Here is a 17671-nt window from a genome sequence, read left to right as displayed (position 1 = left end):
TTTATATTATTTTAAAAAGAGATTATTATTTAACTTTATATATTGGAGAGGTTAAGATAATGTCTTTTTTAAGTAAAATTTTCAAGAAAGGTCCTAAGCCTATTATCGCTCATTCTAAAGAAGGCAATTTAGCAACTTTAAGAGCTCAAAGGGCTGGTCCTGCAAGTCCTGGTGCTGTTCAAAAGCCAGACACTTTTTATGTAACTGCTTCTGTTGAATTGGGTAACACCACCACTAAATCCATTGTGATGGCTACCAACTTGAACACAAGCGAATCCTATTTATTGAACAAAACAGTTAAGATGACTCGTGACATCCGTCCGCCTAAGCCTAATGAGGAGGTTTTCGGTAAGACTGTTTGGGGTATTGAGCTTTCCAAGGAGGCTGTAACCGAACTGATTAGGGATACTGTATTGGAGTCACTTAGGAAATGCCAGGTTGACAAGGATGAGGATTTGGATTTTGTTGTTAGGTCAACTGGTGTAACTGCAGGTTTTGCCACCGCTGAAGAGGCTGGCCAATTGATCATTGCTCTTGCTGACGGTTGTCTTGAAGCTGATATTCCTCCTAGGAAAATGTCTCCTGCAATGAGTATTTCCCAGCTTCCTGAAAGATTGCAAAGACATTCCCTTTTGGAAAATATCATGTTTGACGGTGCTGTTGTTAGTGTGGTTCCTCCTGAAGGTAAGGAAACCGTTGCGAATGAAATGGAGGGGGAACTTGTTACAGCAGGTATTAAGTTAGGTGCAAAATGGACTGACGTTGATTACAGAAACCCTTGTGTATCACTGGATTTCGGTTCCACACTTGCTGGCCGTATAGTTAATGACAATGAGCCTTACGCCAATACTGTCGGTAACTTTTTAGGTCTCGCTGGGGTAGTCAGCGACTCTCTTGCTCGTGGTTCTGGTAAGATTGATAAGAAAAACGGTGCGGCATTGGATTTATATGATGAAAAGGCCATCAAGAAGGCCGATAAGAAAAAGGCTGAAGCCAATGCTCTTGAGGCTCATAAGCTGATCAACATTACCAAGGTTCCTATGGATGTTGACAGGTTCGGTACCGTTCCGGTCAATCCTGAAGCTGCCGCTAATGCGGGAACCACCCTGATTGGTTGTGATGTCGGTTTCAATGGTGACAAGCTTCCTGAACTCATGGAATTGGGTGCTCAGTTCTATGATGCGGATGGTCTTCCAACATTGCTGTCCACTCTTGATTATGTAAGTACCAATATCGTTAAGCGTGTTTTGGATGTTGCTTTTGCTGAAAACGTTATTGTTCCAGGTTCTGCTTTAGGAATTACTGGTAGGGCTGGAATCACTGGTCGCAAGCCTGAGCTTATCTTGGAGGCTGTTCAGGACAAGTTCGAGAATGTTGTCTTTGTTGAGGATGGTCTTGCTTTAGGTTCTGCTATCATGGCTCGTTGTATGAATTCAATGGGTACTCCTAAGGTTCCTATTGGTGGTAAGCAGGGTGGCAGATGTATCCTTAAGGATCGTATGAAGATGGCAGGCGGCAAGTTCGCTTAAGTTCATGAGTGGTTTGTCATGATTTATGCTATCTTGATGGCAGGAGGTAGGGGAACCAGGCTCAAGGTTCCTTGCGAAAAACCTCTTTTCAAATTACATGATAAGCCATTGATTAAATTTGTGATTGACAATTTGAATTCATCTAGATTGGTCGATGAAATAATTATTGCGGTGAGTCCGAACACCTGCGAAACAACCGAATACCTGAAGTCACTGGACGGTGGGTTCAGGATACTTGACACTTCAGGTGACGATTATCTCAAGGACCTGTCATTTATCCTAGATTATTTTGAGAGGAAATCTAAAAAAGACATTCTGATTTTTATCAATGCCGATTTGCCGTTCATCTCATCTGAAACTATAGATGATGTCATTGAATATTATTTGGATTCGGACAAGGACGCATTGTCAGTAGTGGTTCCGGTTGAGGTTTTCGAGGATTTGGGATTGGATTACTCATATGAGTATGAGGGCAATGTGCCTTCCGGATTGAACATTCTCAGAAGTGAAAACATCATTCAGGATGAAAACCAGCTGGTTCTCGATAAGGTTGAGTTGGCATTGAATATTAATACCATTCCCGACAGTGAAATTGCGGAAAAATTATATTATGAATATTATATTTAAATATAATGAGGTATTATAAATATATATAACTAAATTATTTTTATTGGTGATTTAATGGATAATAAACAAATTCCTAAAAGAGAAGAAAAATTATGGAGTGAAATCAAAAACTATCAAGTAGCTACCAACAATGCGCGTATCCTTGGGGTATTGGATGAATTGATCATTAATGAAAAGACCGGTAAAATTGTTGATATTGCTATTAGGATAGAAAGCGATCGTAATATTCACGTGAAAGGCGCTAAAAGAAATGGTGACTTGTTGTTGGTTCCTTTCGCTAAAGTCGAGAAAGTCGGCGAATTCATTATCGTAACTGAATAATTTCAGTTATGCTCTTTTTTTATATTTTTTAATTAAACTTAAATTTTTTATATATAGTGTTAACTATTTATATTGATAAAATTAAACTTATATTAGTATAACAAATTCATATTTATTCATAAAAAGGTGATTATATGTTGCTTGAAATAGAAAATTTGGCTGTTGAAGTAGCCGGAAAAAAAGTTTTAAAGAACATTAATCTTTCCATTGGCGAAGGAGAAACTCATGTTCTTTTAGGACCTAACGGTGCTGGTAAGAGTACTTTATTTTTAACTATTTTAGGTTTTCCACAATACAAAGTAGTTCAAGGTTCTATCAAATTCAAAGGTCAAGATATTACAGAATTAACAACTGCTGAAAGAGTTCAGTTAGGAATAGGCGTAAGTTTCCAAACTCCTCCATCAATCAGGGGAGTTTCCGTAAGGGACTTGCTTAAAATCGAATCCCATCAGGATATGGATGAGGATTTAAATCCAAGGATGAAGGAATTGGCTGACCAGCTCAAGTTCAGTGACGAGTTCCTCGACAGGGATGTCAACTACGGTTTTTCAGGCGGGGAAGTTAAACGTTCCGAAATTTTACAGTTGCTTGCTCAAATGCCTGATTTCACAATGTTCGACGAGCCGGATTCCGGTGTGGACATTGAGAATGTTGAATTGATTGCTTCAGAAATTGGAACCCTTCTTGATAAGGACAAGCCGCAAGGTTCACGTAAGAGAAGCGGCCTTTTGATTACTCACTTGGGTTATATCTTAAACTTCGTGAGTGCCGACAAGGCTCATGTTTTAATCGACGGAGTGATTTCCTGTTCTGGAAATCCTACTGAAATTCTTGAAGATATTAGAAAAAACGGTTTTAATGGATGTGTTGAGTGTGCGCAATGTTTATGAGGATGCTGAAAGGGCAAAAGATAAGAAAGCACCTATCGGTGCAGATGTAACCATTGAAAATTTCACAGATGAAACTCTTAATGCTATAGACATGATTGATGATTTGGATGACTTGAACAGGCAAACCAAAAAGGACCTGCTTAAGGTCGGTGTGGATACCGATGAGAAAAACCGTTCCGGATCATTCCTGCAGGTGGACCAGAGTAATATTTTCACCAACAATGCAATGTCCAATTCAGTTGAGGTAATGAACATTGGCGTTGCATTGGACAAGTACAAATGGCTGGAAGACTACATTTGGAATGTTGTTAAGCCTGACGCTGACAAGTACACTGCCAAAACCGCTTTGCGTGAACAGAAGGATGGGATCAACAGCGGTTACTTTGTAAGGTCTCTTCCGGGTACTCGCGAAGTGATGCCTGTTCAGGCTTGCATGTTCATCGGCGAGGAAGGAATCATGCAGACCGCTCACAATGTAATCATAGCTGAGGAAAACTCTGAATTGCACTTGATTACCGGTTGCGCTACTGGTGACGACATCTCATCCGCAATGCATGTCGGAGTGTCTGAAATGTATTTGAAGCCTGGAGCAAAGATCACTTTCACCATGGTTCACAATTGGGCCGAGCAGGTTGAGGTTCGTCCAAGGACTGGTGTGAAGCTGATGGATAATTCCACTTACATCAACAATTATATTTTAACCAGTCCTGTAAGTACTTTGCAGTCTTATCCTACCGCTTACTGTGACGGCGAAAACTCAAGGGCCATTTTCCAAAGTATTCAGGGCGGTAAGAAGGATTCAATCATTGATGTTGGATCAAGAGTGTTGCTGAATGCTAAGGGAGCTCGTGGAGAAGTCATTTCCAGGGCAGTTTCACAGGATGAGTCCAAGATCTATTCAAGAGGTCACTTGGCCGGTACTGTTCCGGAGGTTAAAGGCCATTTGGAATGTCATGGTCTTGTTTTGGATGATGACAGTTTCATTTACGCTGTTCCTGAATTAGAGGCTAGTTCCGCTAATCTTGAAATGTCTCACGAGGCTGCTGTCGGTAAAATCTCTGAAGATGAGATTAACTACTTGACTTCCCGTGGTATTTCAGAAGAGGATGCTGAGTCCATGATTGTTAGAGGATTTTTAAACATGGATATTACTGGCCTTCCTGATGAATTGGCTGAGCAAACTCAAAATATGATTGATATGAGTGTTGAGGGAATGTAGTTTCCCTTTAATTTTCTTTTTTTTCAAAATTTGTTTCATAGTATATAAACTTTTTGGCTTATTTTTCTAAGTAACCTTTATATTAATTATTAATGATATATATTAATCAGTACTTAATGTAATGCTGAGCTAGCTCATTATGTACATAAAATTGTGTTTTAAGGTATGCCTAAACTGGTATTCCTTGAAAAAAAGATTTTAAAATTTTTTAAAAAAGTTTAAAATTGGGTTTTTGAAAGACAAAAGTTTTTCAAAACACGAAAAAAATATTTATAGAGGAGGAGAAACTCTATGGCTGATGATGTAAAAATTGTAATGTTTTGTTGCAACTGGTGTTCCTATGGAGGAGCAGACACAGCAGGTACTGCACGTATGCAATACCCACCGAATATTAGAGTTATTCGTGTAATGTGTTCTGGAAGAATTGACCCACAATTTGTTTTAAAAGCATTCCAAGAAGGTGCTGACGGTGTATTCGTAGCTGGATGTCACATGGGTGACTGCCACTATGATGCTGGTAACTACAAATTAGATCGTAGAATGAGATTAATCTACAAATTAGTAGAAGATATGGGAATTGGAAAAGAAAGAGTTCACCACGATTGGATTTCCGCATCCGAAGGTGAAAAATTCTCTTCATCTGTTAAAATGATGGTTAACAGAATCAAAGAATTAGGTCCAGCTCCATTAAAACAACAATTAGATGCTGAAAGATAAATTGGAGGAGTTTAATATGGCAGATAAAGTTAAAATAGGAACTATGTGGTTAGGCGGATGTTCCGGTTGCCACTTATCCATTGCGGATTTCCACGAATCCTTAATTGACGTTATGGAATTTGCGGATTTCGAATTTTCCCCTGTGCTCATGGATACTAAATACGACGAAGTACCTGAGTTAGATATTATTATCGTAGAAGGCGGAATCAGAAACGACGAAAACAGAGAATTAGCTGAAATGCTAAACGAAAAATCTAAAATGGTTATTTGTTACGGTACCTGCTCCTGTTACGGAGGTATTCCAGGACTCGGTAACTTATGGACCGTTGAAGAATTAGAAGAAGAAGCTTACATTAACTCTGTATCCACAGTAAACCCTGAAGGAATTATTCCTCACGAAGATGTACCACATCTCGAAAGCAGAGTAAGACCTTTAAGCGAATGTATGGATATTGACTTAATGATTCCAGGTTGCCCACCTCGTTCCGATGTTGTAGCAGAAGCTATCTTAACATTATTAAGAGGAGAAACAATCGAATTACCTTCAACTAACTTATGTGAAGTATGTCCAAGAGAAAAACCACCTGCAGGTTTAGCTATGGACTTCATTAAAAGACAATTTGAATTAGGTGCACCTGAACCTGATTTATGTTTAATTACTCAAGGATTAGTATGTATGGGTCCTGCAACCGTATCATTATGTGGTGCAGAATGTCCTTCCATTGGTATCCAATGTAGAGGATGTTACGGTCCTACCGCTAAAGTATTAGACCAAGGAGCAAAAATGATCAGTGCGATTGCATCTGACTACGGTGTACAAGAAGATAAGACTGTAGACCCAGAAACAGTTGCAGATCAATTAGATGATATCGTAGGTACTTTCTACACTTACACATTAGCATCTGCTCTCGTGCCAATGAAAATGCAGAAAGGAGGAGAATAAAATGGTTAAACTTACTATGGAGCCTGTCACTCGTATTGAAGGACACGCAAAAATTACTGTGCATCTCGACGATGCTGGAAACGTAGAAGAAACAAGATTACACGTTATGGAATTCAGAGGTTTCGAAAAATTCTTAACTGGTCGTCCTGTTGAAGAATTAGCAAGAATCGTACCAAGGATTTGTGGTATTTGTGACGTACAACACCACTTAGCAGCTGCAAAAGCAGTTGACCAAATCTTCGGTTTCGACGATTACGAAATCTTACCTGCTGCATACAGAATGAGAGAAATCATGAACTGGGGATCATACATGCACTCCCACGCTCTTCACTTCTACTTCTTAGCTGCACCAGACTTAATCATTCCTAACGGAACCAGAAAAACCAGAAACGTTTTCCAAATTATTAAAGACATGCCTGAAGTCGCACTTCAAGCTATTAACATCAGAAGAAACGGTTTAGAAATGGTTAGAAAAATAGGCGGTCGTCCTATTCACCCTACCTCATCCACTCCTGGTGGTATCTCAACCGAATTAGACGCTGACACTCAAAAAGATTTACTCGAAAGAGCTAAACAAAACGTTGAATTAGCACAAGCTACTTTAGACTTAGCTATTCCAGTATTTGAAGAAAACATTGACTTAATCTCTTCATTAGGAAACTTCGGTGACACCAGACACTGTGGTACTGTAAAACCTGACGGAACCTGGGATGTATATAACGGTAACATCAGATTCAGAGACAAAGACGGCAGTGACATGTTCGAATACAGAAACGAAGAATACACTGACTATGTTGCTGAACACGTAAAACCTTACTCCTGGTTAAAATTCCCATACATTAAAGAAATGGGATACCCAGAAGGTATCTACAGAGTAGCACCATTATCCAGGATCAATGTCTGTGACCAAATGCCTAAAGAAGCACCTCTCGCACAAGAAGCACTCAAAGCTTTCCGTGACGCTTTCGGATATGCTCAAGCACCATTATTATTCAACTATGCTAGACTCATTGAATTATTAGCATCCGCTGAATGTGCTGCTGCAGCATTAGAAGAAGATTTATCCGGTCAAAAATTCCCTGATGAATTAGAAAGAACCGAAGGTAAAGGTGTAGGTATTGTTGAAGCACCTCGTGGTACTTTAATCCACCATTACGAATCCGATGATAACGGATTATGTAACTACGCAAACATTGTTGTTGCTACTATCCAAAACAACCCAGCTATGGAAATGGGTATTCACCAAGTAGCTAAAGATTACATCAAACCTGGTGTAGAAGTAGATGACAGCATTTTCAACTTAATGGAAATGGTTATCAGAGCTTACGACCCATGTTTATCTTGTGCTACCCACACAATGGATAGCCAAATGAGATTAGCTGAAGTAGATATTGTAGACAGTGAAGGAAACCTCATTAAAAAATTCTAAGTTTAAGGGGGTTTTTATAGATGATTGTATTTAACGAAGATGGCTGTATCAAATGTGGTGCATGTGAAGGTGCATGCCCAACCTCAGCTATTGATGTAACACCTAGCACTATCATTCACTGTGACACTTGTGGCGGAGAACCAAAATGTGCAGATGCTTGTCCTAACGGAGCATTAAAAGTTGAAATGTACGAAATTGCTGAAGGTATTGAACAAGCAAGATTAGTATTCAACTCAATCTTATGTGACTCCTGCGGTAAATGTGCTGAAGTTTGCCCACAAGAAACTATCGAAGTCACTGGTGCTAAATTAAAAGAAGTTGAAGGTTTCTGTGTAATGTGTCAAAAATGTGTTGACATTTGCCCAGTAGACGTAATTGGAATTCCTGGTGTATGCGAACCTAAAGAATATGAGCTCGACCTCAAAGGAAAAGGCCCTGTATACATCAAAGACTGTGTTGGATGTGGAACCTGTGTAGATCCTTGTCCTGTAAACGCAATCACTCTTGAAGAAGTTGGAAGCCCTATTACCGTCAACGATGACTGTATTAGATGTGGATTATGTTCACAAACTTGTCCTTGGAATGCAATTTACATTTCTGAAAAAGTACCTGTCAAACGTACTAAAGAAATTGAATCATTCACTTTCGATTCAGCTAAATGTATCGGTTGTAACACTTGTGTAGAAGCATGTCCTGGAGACTTCATTGCTGCTAACAGTGCAAGCTTAACCGTTGCAATTCCTAGCGTTTGTGCTGCATGTGGATTATGTGTAAAACTTTGTCCTGTTGACGCATTAGACATTAATGTCGAATGGGGTGAAGGTTCACCTGTTGATGCTGAAGGTATCGGCAGAGACGTTGAAAAATGTGATTTCATCGGTGCATGTGCTAACAAATGTCCTACTGAAGCTATCCGTGTAGTTACCAAAACCGGTATGCTATGCCCTGCTTTAGAAGAAGTTGGTGGAGATCCATCATTCACTAGTTGTATTAGATGTGGAGCTTGTGCTTCAGTATGTTCTAATGACGCTTTAAACGTTGGTTCTATTGAATTAGAAATCGACGGTGAAACCGTAACTAGAGACAGAATCGAATTCAACCCATCTAAATGTGACGAATGTGGTGACTGTATCGAAGCATGTCCATACGATATGCTCCACAAGTCAGAAAATCCTAAATTACCAATTGCAGGATTCTGTACTTTATGTGGTCAATGTATGGAAGCATGTCCTGAAGACGCTTTATGCTATAAATAGGTGGAAACACACACCTATTTATTTCTTATTTTTTTTAAAAACTAGTTATATTTTATTCATTACTACTTTTCCGTTGACTATTGTCATTACGGGTGTTCCCTGATATTCCCAACCGTCGAATGGGGAGTATTCTGCTTTTGTCTTGAATTCTTCAATGTTGAATTTTCCGGTTCTCTTCATGTCTATGACTGTGAAGTCTGCATCCTTGCCTATTGCTATTTCTCCCTTGTTTTCAAGTCCGTATACTCTTGCTGCGTTTTGGCTTAGGATCTTCGGTATTATCCTCAAATCGATGTTTCCATTGTTTACTTCGGTTAAAAGTAATGGCACCACGGTTTCTAGGTTTGGTATTCCTGGTGAGGAGGCCCATGTGTCCTTGGTTTTATCCTCAAGCGTGTGGGGAGCATGGTCGGTTCCGATGATTGATGTTTCATCCAGGTCGCTCACTGTTACACTTTCATCTTTTGGTCTTAGCGGAGGATTTGTTTTTATGAATGTGTCATATATATTGTATGCTGAATTGTCGAGAAGCAAATGGTGTGGTGTAAATTCCCAGCTTACAGGCATGCTTTTACTTGCACTTTTCACCATACTTAATGATTTCCTTGAGCTTAAATGGCAGATATGCAATCGCAAGTCATTGGCCCTTGCAAGCTCTATGGCTTGGCTTACGGATTCATCTTCAGACTCGCTTGGTCTGGCATAGGTATAGTCAATTGCGGGATTTTCATCCTTTTCCTTTAACCTGGTGGTTTCAGCTTCAACGATTGATTTTTTCTCACAATGTGTTGCAACAAGTCCGTTATAGTTGGTGGTTTTCTTTAAAACGGATAGGTCATGGAATATTTTCTCCAAACTTTCATCGCTTTCCAAATCCATGAACACCTTGACTGAAATCGGGTTCAGCTCCATCATCCTCTCCATTTCATCAAGTTCGTTATGTCCCACCTGAAGCTCAAAGTTGACGATGGACTTTTTCCTTGCGATTTCGATTTTCTCTTTCAGCGCATTGTAGGTGTTTGTTTTCGGAAGGGTGTTGGGCATGTCGATTACTGTTGTGAAACCGCCGTTGGCGGCCGCTTCGCTGCCTGTCCTGAAGTCTTCCTTTTGGGTCAGTCCCGGATCCCTGAAATGGATGTGGGGGTCGATGAAGCCTGGAAGCACGTAATTGCCTTTGATGTCAATGACCTCATCGGCCTTGAGTGGGCTTTTTGAAATGTCAGCTATTTTCCCGTCATCAACCTTAATGTGGTAGTCTCCGATTTCACCTATCAGCTTGCAGTTTTTCAAAACTAAATCCATGATTAATCTCCTATTTGTACTTGATTGATTATTTGTTGTTTCATATTTTTAAATCATAAGTTTTTTTTAACTTGAAAACATATTCTTAATCATGTTTAAAGTTTCCGATATTCTTAAAAGAGATATGGATTTGTTTTATGATGATTTGAATAGTGACCGCGAAGTTTCATCTTCATCATCTGATAATCTCCTGGTGGCCGATTTCACTGAGTACAATCCTTTGCACAATGGCCATTTTCATTGCATGAAAACTGCCAAGGACATGTTTCCCGACTCATTGTTCGTGGCTGTGGTGCCAGGACTCTTTGAGCGAAGCGGAAGGGGCATACCATATATACTGCCAAGGGAAGTTCGAGCCGAAATCGCAGTTTCTGTCGGTGCCGACATTGTGGTTGAAGGCCCTCCAATGGGGATAATGGGATCAGGCCAGTACTCCCTGTGCCTGTGCAGGATGTTCCAGGCCCTCAACACAGACTACATTCCAAGGGGATACAAGCCTGTCGAAGGAATCGGTGAGATATTGGATCGGATTAACCAGGGCCATCACATAGCCTCAAAGCCATACAAGGTCGTTGACAAGACCGCCCATGAAACACTTCTCAAGGGGAAGCTTGAGGAGGACAATTACGTGATAACCTCATTTTCGAATTCATTGAGCAAGATTGGCTTTGACTATGCCGGCAAGTTCATATTCGTTGAAAGAATCGAGGGGGTGAGCGGAACCCTCATCCGGGAAAGCATCCAGAAGGACAATTTCGACGAGGTCACAGGGATGATGCCTCCAAAAACGATTGAGGTTTTAAAAAGGGAAATTAAAAACGATGGGATAATATATGGAATCAGGGATGAGGAAAGAATCCTGAACACTGCAAACAATTATTCCCTTAAGGAATTGGCCTGCCTGAACCTCTTCAATGAGAAGCTGGCCGAAAACATAATTGAAAACGGACCATATGATGACCTGGAAACATTGGAGGGGTCAATACTTCATGGATTCTCATCACATTTCCGTCAAAGGGTATTGAGCATTCTGGAAAACCCCATTCCTAAAAAAACAGTGTCTGAATATATTGACAGGTACCCTTCAACAATCAGGGTGCTGGGTTATAAGGACAGTGACGGTCTTGAAAAATTTAAAGAAAAAGTAAATAATGAAAATATTCATTATTAAACTTATACTTGTGGTTGTGGAGTTAATACGTTATTAATTACGTTTTGAGGGTTTGACATTGCATAAATCGCATCCATGAATGTTGGATAGGTTGCATGCAATACTAATACGTATATGATGTAGTATATTACAACTAAAATCACTATAATCAATAGGATTGTTAAGAGAATGTCCACTACATTCATTGGCTCTTTTTCTTCCTGATAATTCAGGTTATGGATGTTTTCGGAATCTTTGTCTTTTGCTTTTCCTTTTCCTTCTTTTTCAGCTAAGATTTCAGCCCTGATTCTTGCTTCCATTTCCTCAGGAGTTTCAGGCCTTTTAGGGGTCTTGTCTTTAAGGATTGCCTCTTCTGACCTTGGCTGGTAAGGGCGTCTGGTCAGTGAGCCGAATTCTTCTTCATCCTTAGCTAACTGTTCGTTTAAAGGAACATCCTTGTCATCGAAGTAGAGGTCATCAAGGTATTTTTCATACTTGTCTTCCAGTTCCATTCTTGCACTGGTTGGTTCAGGTTCATAGGAATGGTCTGGGTAGATGAATTCCTGTGCATTGCTTACAGGTTTTTGTGCAATTTGCTGTTCAGGATATAATTCATATTCGTTTGGAGCTGCCTGTGGCTGAGGACGTGGTTCTTCTTTGACTTGCACTTGTGGTGCAGGCTCGTTTTCACTGATGTAGGATGATTCGAGTCCTCCTGAATATTCAATATTGTCCTTAATATTATATGGGGAATCATCACTGATCTGTTTGATTTCCTGCGCGACCGGTGCAGCTTCTTCCTGTGGTTGGTAAATGCTTTCTGCAGGTTCCTGTTTGTTGAGTCTTGCAGGTTCGGTTCTGACAGGTTCTGGAGCAACAGCTTGTTTTGGTTGTTCAGGAGCCTTGTTTTCAATTCCAAGTCCTACAATTTTTTCTAAACATTCCTTACAGTATACTTTTCCGGCAATTTCTAAGCCGCATTCTTTACATATTGATTTTCCACATATCGCACATGTGTCTGTACTTTCTCTTTCAGGATGATAATAACATTCCATAAATTACACTCTCATAACGAATTAATATATATTAATGTTATATATGTTCTTTTTATTTATATAAAACTTTTCATCGTTTAGTTTTGTCAAGAATTTTTTCAACAACTATTTCTGATGCAATCAAATCATCCACTGTTGCAAGAAAACTTCCCAGTTTTTCACTGTTGATGTTATAATTGATTTTATTGTTGTCCAATTGTGATTTAAGGTAGTTTTCATTGTCCACTTCCAGGGAATCGTAAACTACTTTCGCATCATCTTCACTTTCATATGTGAAAGTGATCTCTCCTGTGATTTTCATAAGGTATATTATGTTCCATTATCATAATATAATTTTGCAGTGAAATATCAAAAATATGGTAACCTTTATTAATAACTTAATCAATATATTTAAGTATTCTATTATATTACGATATAATTTTTATATAGCTATATTGGAAAATTCACTATTTTTAGCTATTATCTAATTAAAAACATTTTATGTTTGTTTCGGAGGAATAATAATGGTTCGTGCTTATACTAGAAGAGATTATATTAGAAAAACCCCAAATTCAAGAATCGTGCAATACGACATGGGTAACTTGAAAGATGAATTCCCAGTTCAACTCAGTTTAGCTGTTAAAAAACCAGCTCAAATCAGACACAACTCCTTAGAAGCTGCAAGGATCGCTTCTAACAGGTTGATGCAAAGGGCTGCAGGAAGAATGGGATACCACTTGAAATTAAGAGTATACCCTCACCAAATCGTAAGGGAAAACCCAATGGCAACCGGTGCAGGTGCGGATAGGGTTCAAAGCGGTATGAGAAACGCTTTCGGTAAACCAATTTCCGTTGAAGCTATCGTTAAAAAAGGTCAAAGGATAATCACCATTGACTGTAACGCTAAAAACTTTGAAGAAGCTAAAGTCGCACTCAAAAGAGCAGGTATGAAATTACCGGTTCCATGTAAAATCGTAGTCGACAAAGGCGAAGAGTTAATTAAATAGATTTCTATTTAATAATCTTTTTTCACTCTTTTTTTTAACCTATCAGGATGGGACATGATTCTCATTAATTTTTAAATTTTTTTTCGCTTATTTTTCCTTTAATTTTATATACTATGAAGTACAATCTTTTATTATAGAGATTAATCTTTATGGTTGTTTTATTTATGGTTTTAAAAGATGATACTATTAATCAGACCATGTTGGTACCTATGGACTTGAGGAATTTGATTCCTGGAGACCATCCATGTTATTTTATTAAAAATGTGGTCGATCAAATCGATTGTTCTGAAGCGAACAAGGAGTTTCGTGATAAGCCTGGTGAACCTGCTTATCCTCGTGAAATGTTGCTTAGACTAGTTTTAATGAGTGTTTTTGATGGAGGATTATCTTCACGTGAAATAGAACGTAGAACAAGAACTGACATTGCTTATATGTACTTGGCAGGCATGCAAAAGCCAGTTTATAGGACAATTTTAAGATTCAAATTGGATTATCCTGATTTAATCGATGAAGCCTTCAAAACAACATTAAAGATTGCAAAAGAAGAAGATCTAATAAAAATCCATCATTTAAGTTTAGATGGAACAAAAATAAAAGCAAAAACATCAATGAAAAATATAACAAATGAACAACAATTAAAAATAATGAAAGAACACTTGGAAGAAAGTATCAAATTAGATCAAGAAGAAGATTCGGAATTAGGAGAAGAATCTGGAAACAGTGTTCCAGAATCATTGACAAATAAAGAAAAATTCCAAAAAACAGTAGAAAAAATAAATAATTCCTCAGAAAATGATATTGACCAAGATAAATTGAGAGCTTCCAGCAAAAACCTCTTAAAACAAGCTGAAGAAAATCCTGAAAAAATTTACAAAAAGATCGAAACAATCGAAGAAAAACTCAATGAAACCGAAAAAGACGTAATTAGCATAAATGACCCAGATTCAAGGTTAATGGTCAATAAAAAAGGTAAATGGGAGTACGATTACAATGGACAAATCGCTGTAGACTCACACAAAGGAATAATCGTCGCATCATACATAACAAACAATCCAACAGACCATTATGAGCTTGTTCCATTAATGGAACAAGTACAATCCAATTTAGCCGGAATTTATGATGAAATGCCCGTTAATTACCAAGTAAGTGCAGATAACGGATATTCAACAGATGAAAACACAGACTATCTTGACAAACACGGTCTTGATGGCTACATAGCATCACGAAAACTCTCAAGAAAAGAAAAAAACAGAAATCTATCCGAAAAACCATTTTCCAAAGACAATTTCAACTACAATTACGAAATGATGACATACATATGTCCACTTGGCCAACCACTATACAAAAAAAGCGAATACCAATACAAAAACAAAACAAGAATCACACACTGGACCAAAGAATGCAAAAACTGCCCAGTACAAGAATACTGCAGCAAAACACAAAGATATAGAACAATCAGCGACTACGGAAACATTTCCAAAATAAAAATGCAAAGAAAAATGGAAACCACAGAAGCACAAAAAATCTACAAAATACGCTCAAAAACAGCAGAACTACCATTCGCACACATAAAACAAAACATGCACCTAACAGAATTCACAACAACAGGATTAAAACAAGTAAACACAGAATTCAAACTATACACAATAGGACACAACTTAAAAAGAATATACAACGAAATAAACAATAAAAACAACTGAAAAAAATAAAATCATCACAAAAAATTTTAAAATAAAAAAATTCTATAAAAAATTAAAAAATTTCATGTCCCATCCTGCCTATTTTTTTTATATTTCAAATTTAATTAATTCCTGATTTTTTTCCAAAAACTATTTTTTCATTAAATATTTAAACTTTAAAAAATAAATTAAAATATAATATTGACTTAATTTTTGTATGTCAATGTAATATATTTTCAAAGCCAAGAGGTTATATTTCATGTATGTAAAAAAATTTGAGGAATTAAGCAAGTCCGATATTGGGATTGCAGGTGGAAAAGGTGCAAATTTGGGTGAATTGACTCAAGCGGGCATTCCAGTACCACCAGGTTTTGTAGTAACTGCACAAGCTTACGAATACTTCATGGAAGAGGCAGGAATTAACGATAAGGTCATGAGCATCCTTGATGAAATCGACATTAACGACACCAAGGCTCTTCAAGCTGCTGCTGAAGAAATCAAAAAGATAATCATTGACTCTCCTATTCCAAATGATTTAACCATGTTCATTAGAGAATACTATAATGAGCTTTGCCAAAGGGTTAAGGAAGACGACACTGATGTTGCAATCAGGTCATCAGCTACTGCAGAAGACTTGCCTGAAGCATCATTCGCAGGCCAGCAAGACACTTTCCTTCACGTATCCGGCGACGATGAAGTAATCGAATACATCAGGAAATGTTGGGCATCACTCTTCGAAGCAAGAGCAATCTTTTACCGTGAAGAAAACAACTTCGAACACTCTAAAGTCTACATTGCAGTGGTTGTTCAGAAAATGGCAATTGCAGACAAGGCAGGTGTAATGTTCACCGTAAACCCATCAACAGGTGAGGAAATCGCATTAATCGAAGGGTCATGGGGACTCGGCGAATCAGTAGTGTCCGGTGACGTGACCCCTGACAACTATCAGGTTGACAAGAAGAACAATGAAATCATCAACGTGACAATCAGTGACAAGAAGGTCATGTACACCAACGATGAAAGCGGTACCAGTGTCAAGGTGGAAGTTCCTGAAGATAAGAGGAAAGAAAGGGTACTGTCTGATGATGAACTCATTGAACTTACCGAAATGGGTAAAAGGGTCCAAGCTCACTACGGCGAACCTATGGACACTGAATGGGCATTTGAAAAGGACATGCTCTTCTTGCTCCAAGCAAGGCCAATCACAACATTGGGCGGAGCACAGGCTGACGATGACGATGAAGCAGCAGACCTTGGTGATGTTTTAGTAAGAGGTCTCGGTGCAAGTCCAGGAATGGCAGCAGGTAAAGTCAAAATCATCCTCGACATCGATGAGCTTGACAAGATCAAAGACGGAGACATCATGGTTACAACAATGACCACACCTGATATGGTGCCTGCTATGAGAAGAGCAAGCGGTATCGTAACCGATGAGGGTGGAGTGACATGTCACGCTTCAATCATTTCCCGTGAACTTGGAATTCCATGTGTTGTCGGTACAGGTGACGCTACCTCCACATTGGAGGAAAACTCAGGAGTCACACTGGACGGTAAAAAAGGTTTAGTGTTCGATGGAATTTCTGAAACCAAAGAAGAAGCAGTGGCAGTGGCCGGAACCGTTGAAGCAGCTCCAATTATCACAGTAACTGAAGTTAAAGCTAACGTAAGTATGCCTGAAGCAGCAGAAAGAGCAGCTGCAACCGGTGCAGACGGTGTTGGACTTTTAAGAACAGAACACCTGATGTTGACATCCGGTATTCACCCAGGCAAATTCATCGCTGACGGAAGAGAAGATGAACTGATCGACACAATCGCAGACAACGTGCAGATTGTGGCAGACGCATTCTATCCAAAACCTGTATGGTACAGGACCCTGGATGCGCCAACTGATGAATTCATCACACTCGAAGGTGGGGAAAACGAACCTAGGGAACACAACCCAATGCTCGGTTGGAGAGGAATCAGAAGAGAGCTCGATCAACCGGAAATCCTTAAATGTGAATTCAAGGCAATTAAAAAATTACACGAAAAAGGATACACAAACATTGGAATCATGATCCCATTGTCACAAAACCCTGAAGAACTCAAACAAGCAAAAGCATTATGCTCTTCAATCGGTTTTGAACCTCACAAGGACGTTGACTTCGGTATGATGGTTGAAATTCCAGCGGCCGCAATCATGATTGATGAGTACATTAAAATCGGTTTGGACTTCGTAAGTTTAGGAACCAATGACTTGACCCAATACACTCTTGCAGTGGACAGGAACAATGAGTTTGTGGCAAAACACTACTCAGAAGAACACCCTGCAGTAATGAAACTGATTGAAAGAACAATCAGGAAATGTGCTGAAGCAGGAGTTACATGCAGTATCTGCGGTCAAGCAGGCAGTGTGCCTCACATTGTTGAAAAGCTTGTAGAGTTCGGAATCACCAGTGTGTCATCAAACACTGATGCTATCGCTGATGTTAGAAAAACTGTTGCTCGTGCTGAGCAAAAAATTATTCTCGACGCTGCTCGTAAACGTTTAGAATAATTTTATTCTTTCTTTTTTTTATTTTTATTAAT

At 38.9% G+C, this 17671-nt stretch carries 16 protein-coding genes; 13 read left to right on the top strand and 3 right to left on the bottom strand.

Going from position 1 to position 17671, the window contains the following annotated elements:
- Positions 1 to 59 precede the first annotated feature (59 nt).
- The 9 genes from QZU77_RS00635 to QZU77_RS00595 all read left to right on the top strand — a co-directional run bounded on the left by QZU77_RS00635 (position 60) and on the right by QZU77_RS00595 (position 8931).
- On the top strand, positions 60 to 1529 hold the full coding sequence (locus QZU77_RS00635; protein WP_295598464.1) for a methanogenesis marker 14 protein: 1470 nt from the start codon (positions 60 to 62) through the stop codon (positions 1527 to 1529).
- Between the two features lie 18 nt (positions 1530 to 1547).
- A complete protein-coding gene (locus QZU77_RS00630) occupies positions 1548 to 2156 on the top strand; it encodes an NTP transferase domain-containing protein (RefSeq protein ID WP_295598461.1) in 609 nt (202 codons plus the stop codon).
- Between the two features lie 54 nt (positions 2157 to 2210).
- Entirely contained in the window at positions 2211 to 2477 is a 267-nt protein-coding gene (locus QZU77_RS00625; RefSeq protein WP_295598459.1) for a PRC-barrel domain-containing protein, read from the top strand.
- Positions 2478 to 2611: 134 nt separating this feature from the next.
- Entirely contained in the window at positions 2612 to 3367 is a 756-nt protein-coding gene (locus tag QZU77_RS00620) for an ABC transporter ATP-binding protein (RefSeq protein ID WP_295598456.1), read from the top strand.
- Positions 3336 to 4586 (top strand): SufD family Fe-S cluster assembly protein, encoded by a 1251-nt coding sequence (locus QZU77_RS00615; RefSeq protein ID WP_295598639.1) that lies wholly within the window; start codon positions 3336 to 3338, stop codon positions 4584 to 4586. Before QZU77_RS00620 ends, QZU77_RS00615 begins: the two co-directional genes overlap by 32 nt.
- A gap of 291 nt (positions 4587 to 4877) precedes the next feature.
- The gene (locus QZU77_RS00610) at positions 4878 to 5303 is read left to right on the top strand and encodes a hydrogenase iron-sulfur subunit (protein ID WP_295598452.1); all 426 of its coding nucleotides are present in this window, start codon (positions 4878 to 4880) and stop codon (positions 5301 to 5303) included.
- A 16-nt stretch (positions 5304 to 5319) separates the two neighbouring features.
- Complete coding sequence (locus tag QZU77_RS00605) at positions 5320 to 6246, top strand: F420-nonreducing hydrogenase (RefSeq protein WP_295598449.1); 927 nt, start codon at positions 5320 to 5322, stop codon at positions 6244 to 6246.
- Between the two features lies 1 nt (position 6247).
- Complete coding sequence (locus QZU77_RS00600; RefSeq protein WP_295598446.1) at positions 6248 to 7675, top strand: Ni/Fe hydrogenase subunit alpha; 1428 nt, start codon at positions 6248 to 6250, stop codon at positions 7673 to 7675.
- A gap of 20 nt (positions 7676 to 7695) precedes the next feature.
- Positions 7696 to 8931: a 4Fe-4S binding protein gene (locus QZU77_RS00595; RefSeq protein ID WP_295598443.1), complete on the top strand. Its 1236-nt coding sequence runs from the start codon at positions 7696 to 7698 to the stop codon at positions 8929 to 8931.
- Positions 8932 to 8976: 45 nt separating this feature from the next.
- Here the strand turns inward: QZU77_RS00595 and QZU77_RS00590 are convergent, their stop codons facing one another.
- Entirely contained in the window at positions 8977 to 10233 is a 1257-nt protein-coding gene (locus QZU77_RS00590) for a dihydroorotase family protein (RefSeq protein WP_295598440.1), read from the bottom strand.
- A 91-nt stretch (positions 10234 to 10324) separates the two neighbouring features.
- Between QZU77_RS00590 and QZU77_RS00585 the strand changes: the two genes are divergently transcribed.
- On the top strand, positions 10325 to 11404 hold the full coding sequence (locus QZU77_RS00585; protein WP_295598437.1) for a nucleotidyltransferase family protein: 1080 nt from the start codon (positions 10325 to 10327) through the stop codon (positions 11402 to 11404).
- Positions 11405 to 11406: 2 nt separating this feature from the next.
- Here QZU77_RS00585 and QZU77_RS00580 read toward each other — a convergent pair whose 3' ends face one another.
- Both QZU77_RS00580 and QZU77_RS00575 read right to left on the bottom strand, forming a co-directional pair.
- Complete coding sequence (locus QZU77_RS00580) at positions 11407 to 12438, bottom strand: hypothetical protein (RefSeq protein WP_295598434.1); 1032 nt, start codon at positions 12436 to 12438, stop codon at positions 11407 to 11409.
- 70 nt (positions 12439 to 12508) lie between these two features.
- Positions 12509 to 12739: a KEOPS complex subunit Pcc1 gene (locus QZU77_RS00575; protein WP_295598431.1), complete on the bottom strand. Its 231-nt coding sequence runs from the start codon at positions 12737 to 12739 to the stop codon at positions 12509 to 12511.
- Positions 12740 to 12941: 202 nt separating this feature from the next.
- Between QZU77_RS00575 and rplJ the strand changes: the two genes are divergently transcribed.
- The 3 genes from rplJ (at position 12942) to ppsA (ending at position 17639) form a co-directional block, all read left to right on the top strand.
- Entirely contained in the window at positions 12942 to 13424 is a 483-nt protein-coding gene (rplJ, locus tag QZU77_RS00570; RefSeq protein ID WP_295598428.1) for a 50S ribosomal protein L16, read from the top strand.
- Between the two features lie 164 nt (positions 13425 to 13588).
- Positions 13589 to 15124 carry an IS1182 family transposase gene (locus QZU77_RS00565; protein WP_295598425.1) on the top strand — a complete coding sequence of 512 codons (1536 nt, stop codon included), beginning with the start codon at positions 13589 to 13591 and terminating at the stop codon, positions 15122 to 15124.
- Between the two features lie 238 nt (positions 15125 to 15362).
- Complete coding sequence (gene ppsA, locus QZU77_RS00560) at positions 15363 to 17639, top strand: phosphoenolpyruvate synthase (RefSeq protein WP_295598422.1); 2277 nt, start codon at positions 15363 to 15365, stop codon at positions 17637 to 17639.
- The last annotated feature ends 32 nt before the right edge of the window (positions 17640 to 17671 follow it).

This window comes from uncultured Methanobrevibacter sp., assembly GCF_902774605.1.
In the GTDB taxonomy this organism is placed as follows: Archaea; Methanobacteriota; Methanobacteria; order Methanobacteriales; family Methanobacteriaceae; genus Methanocatella.
This window is presented reverse-complemented; position numbering and strand designations above follow the sequence as displayed.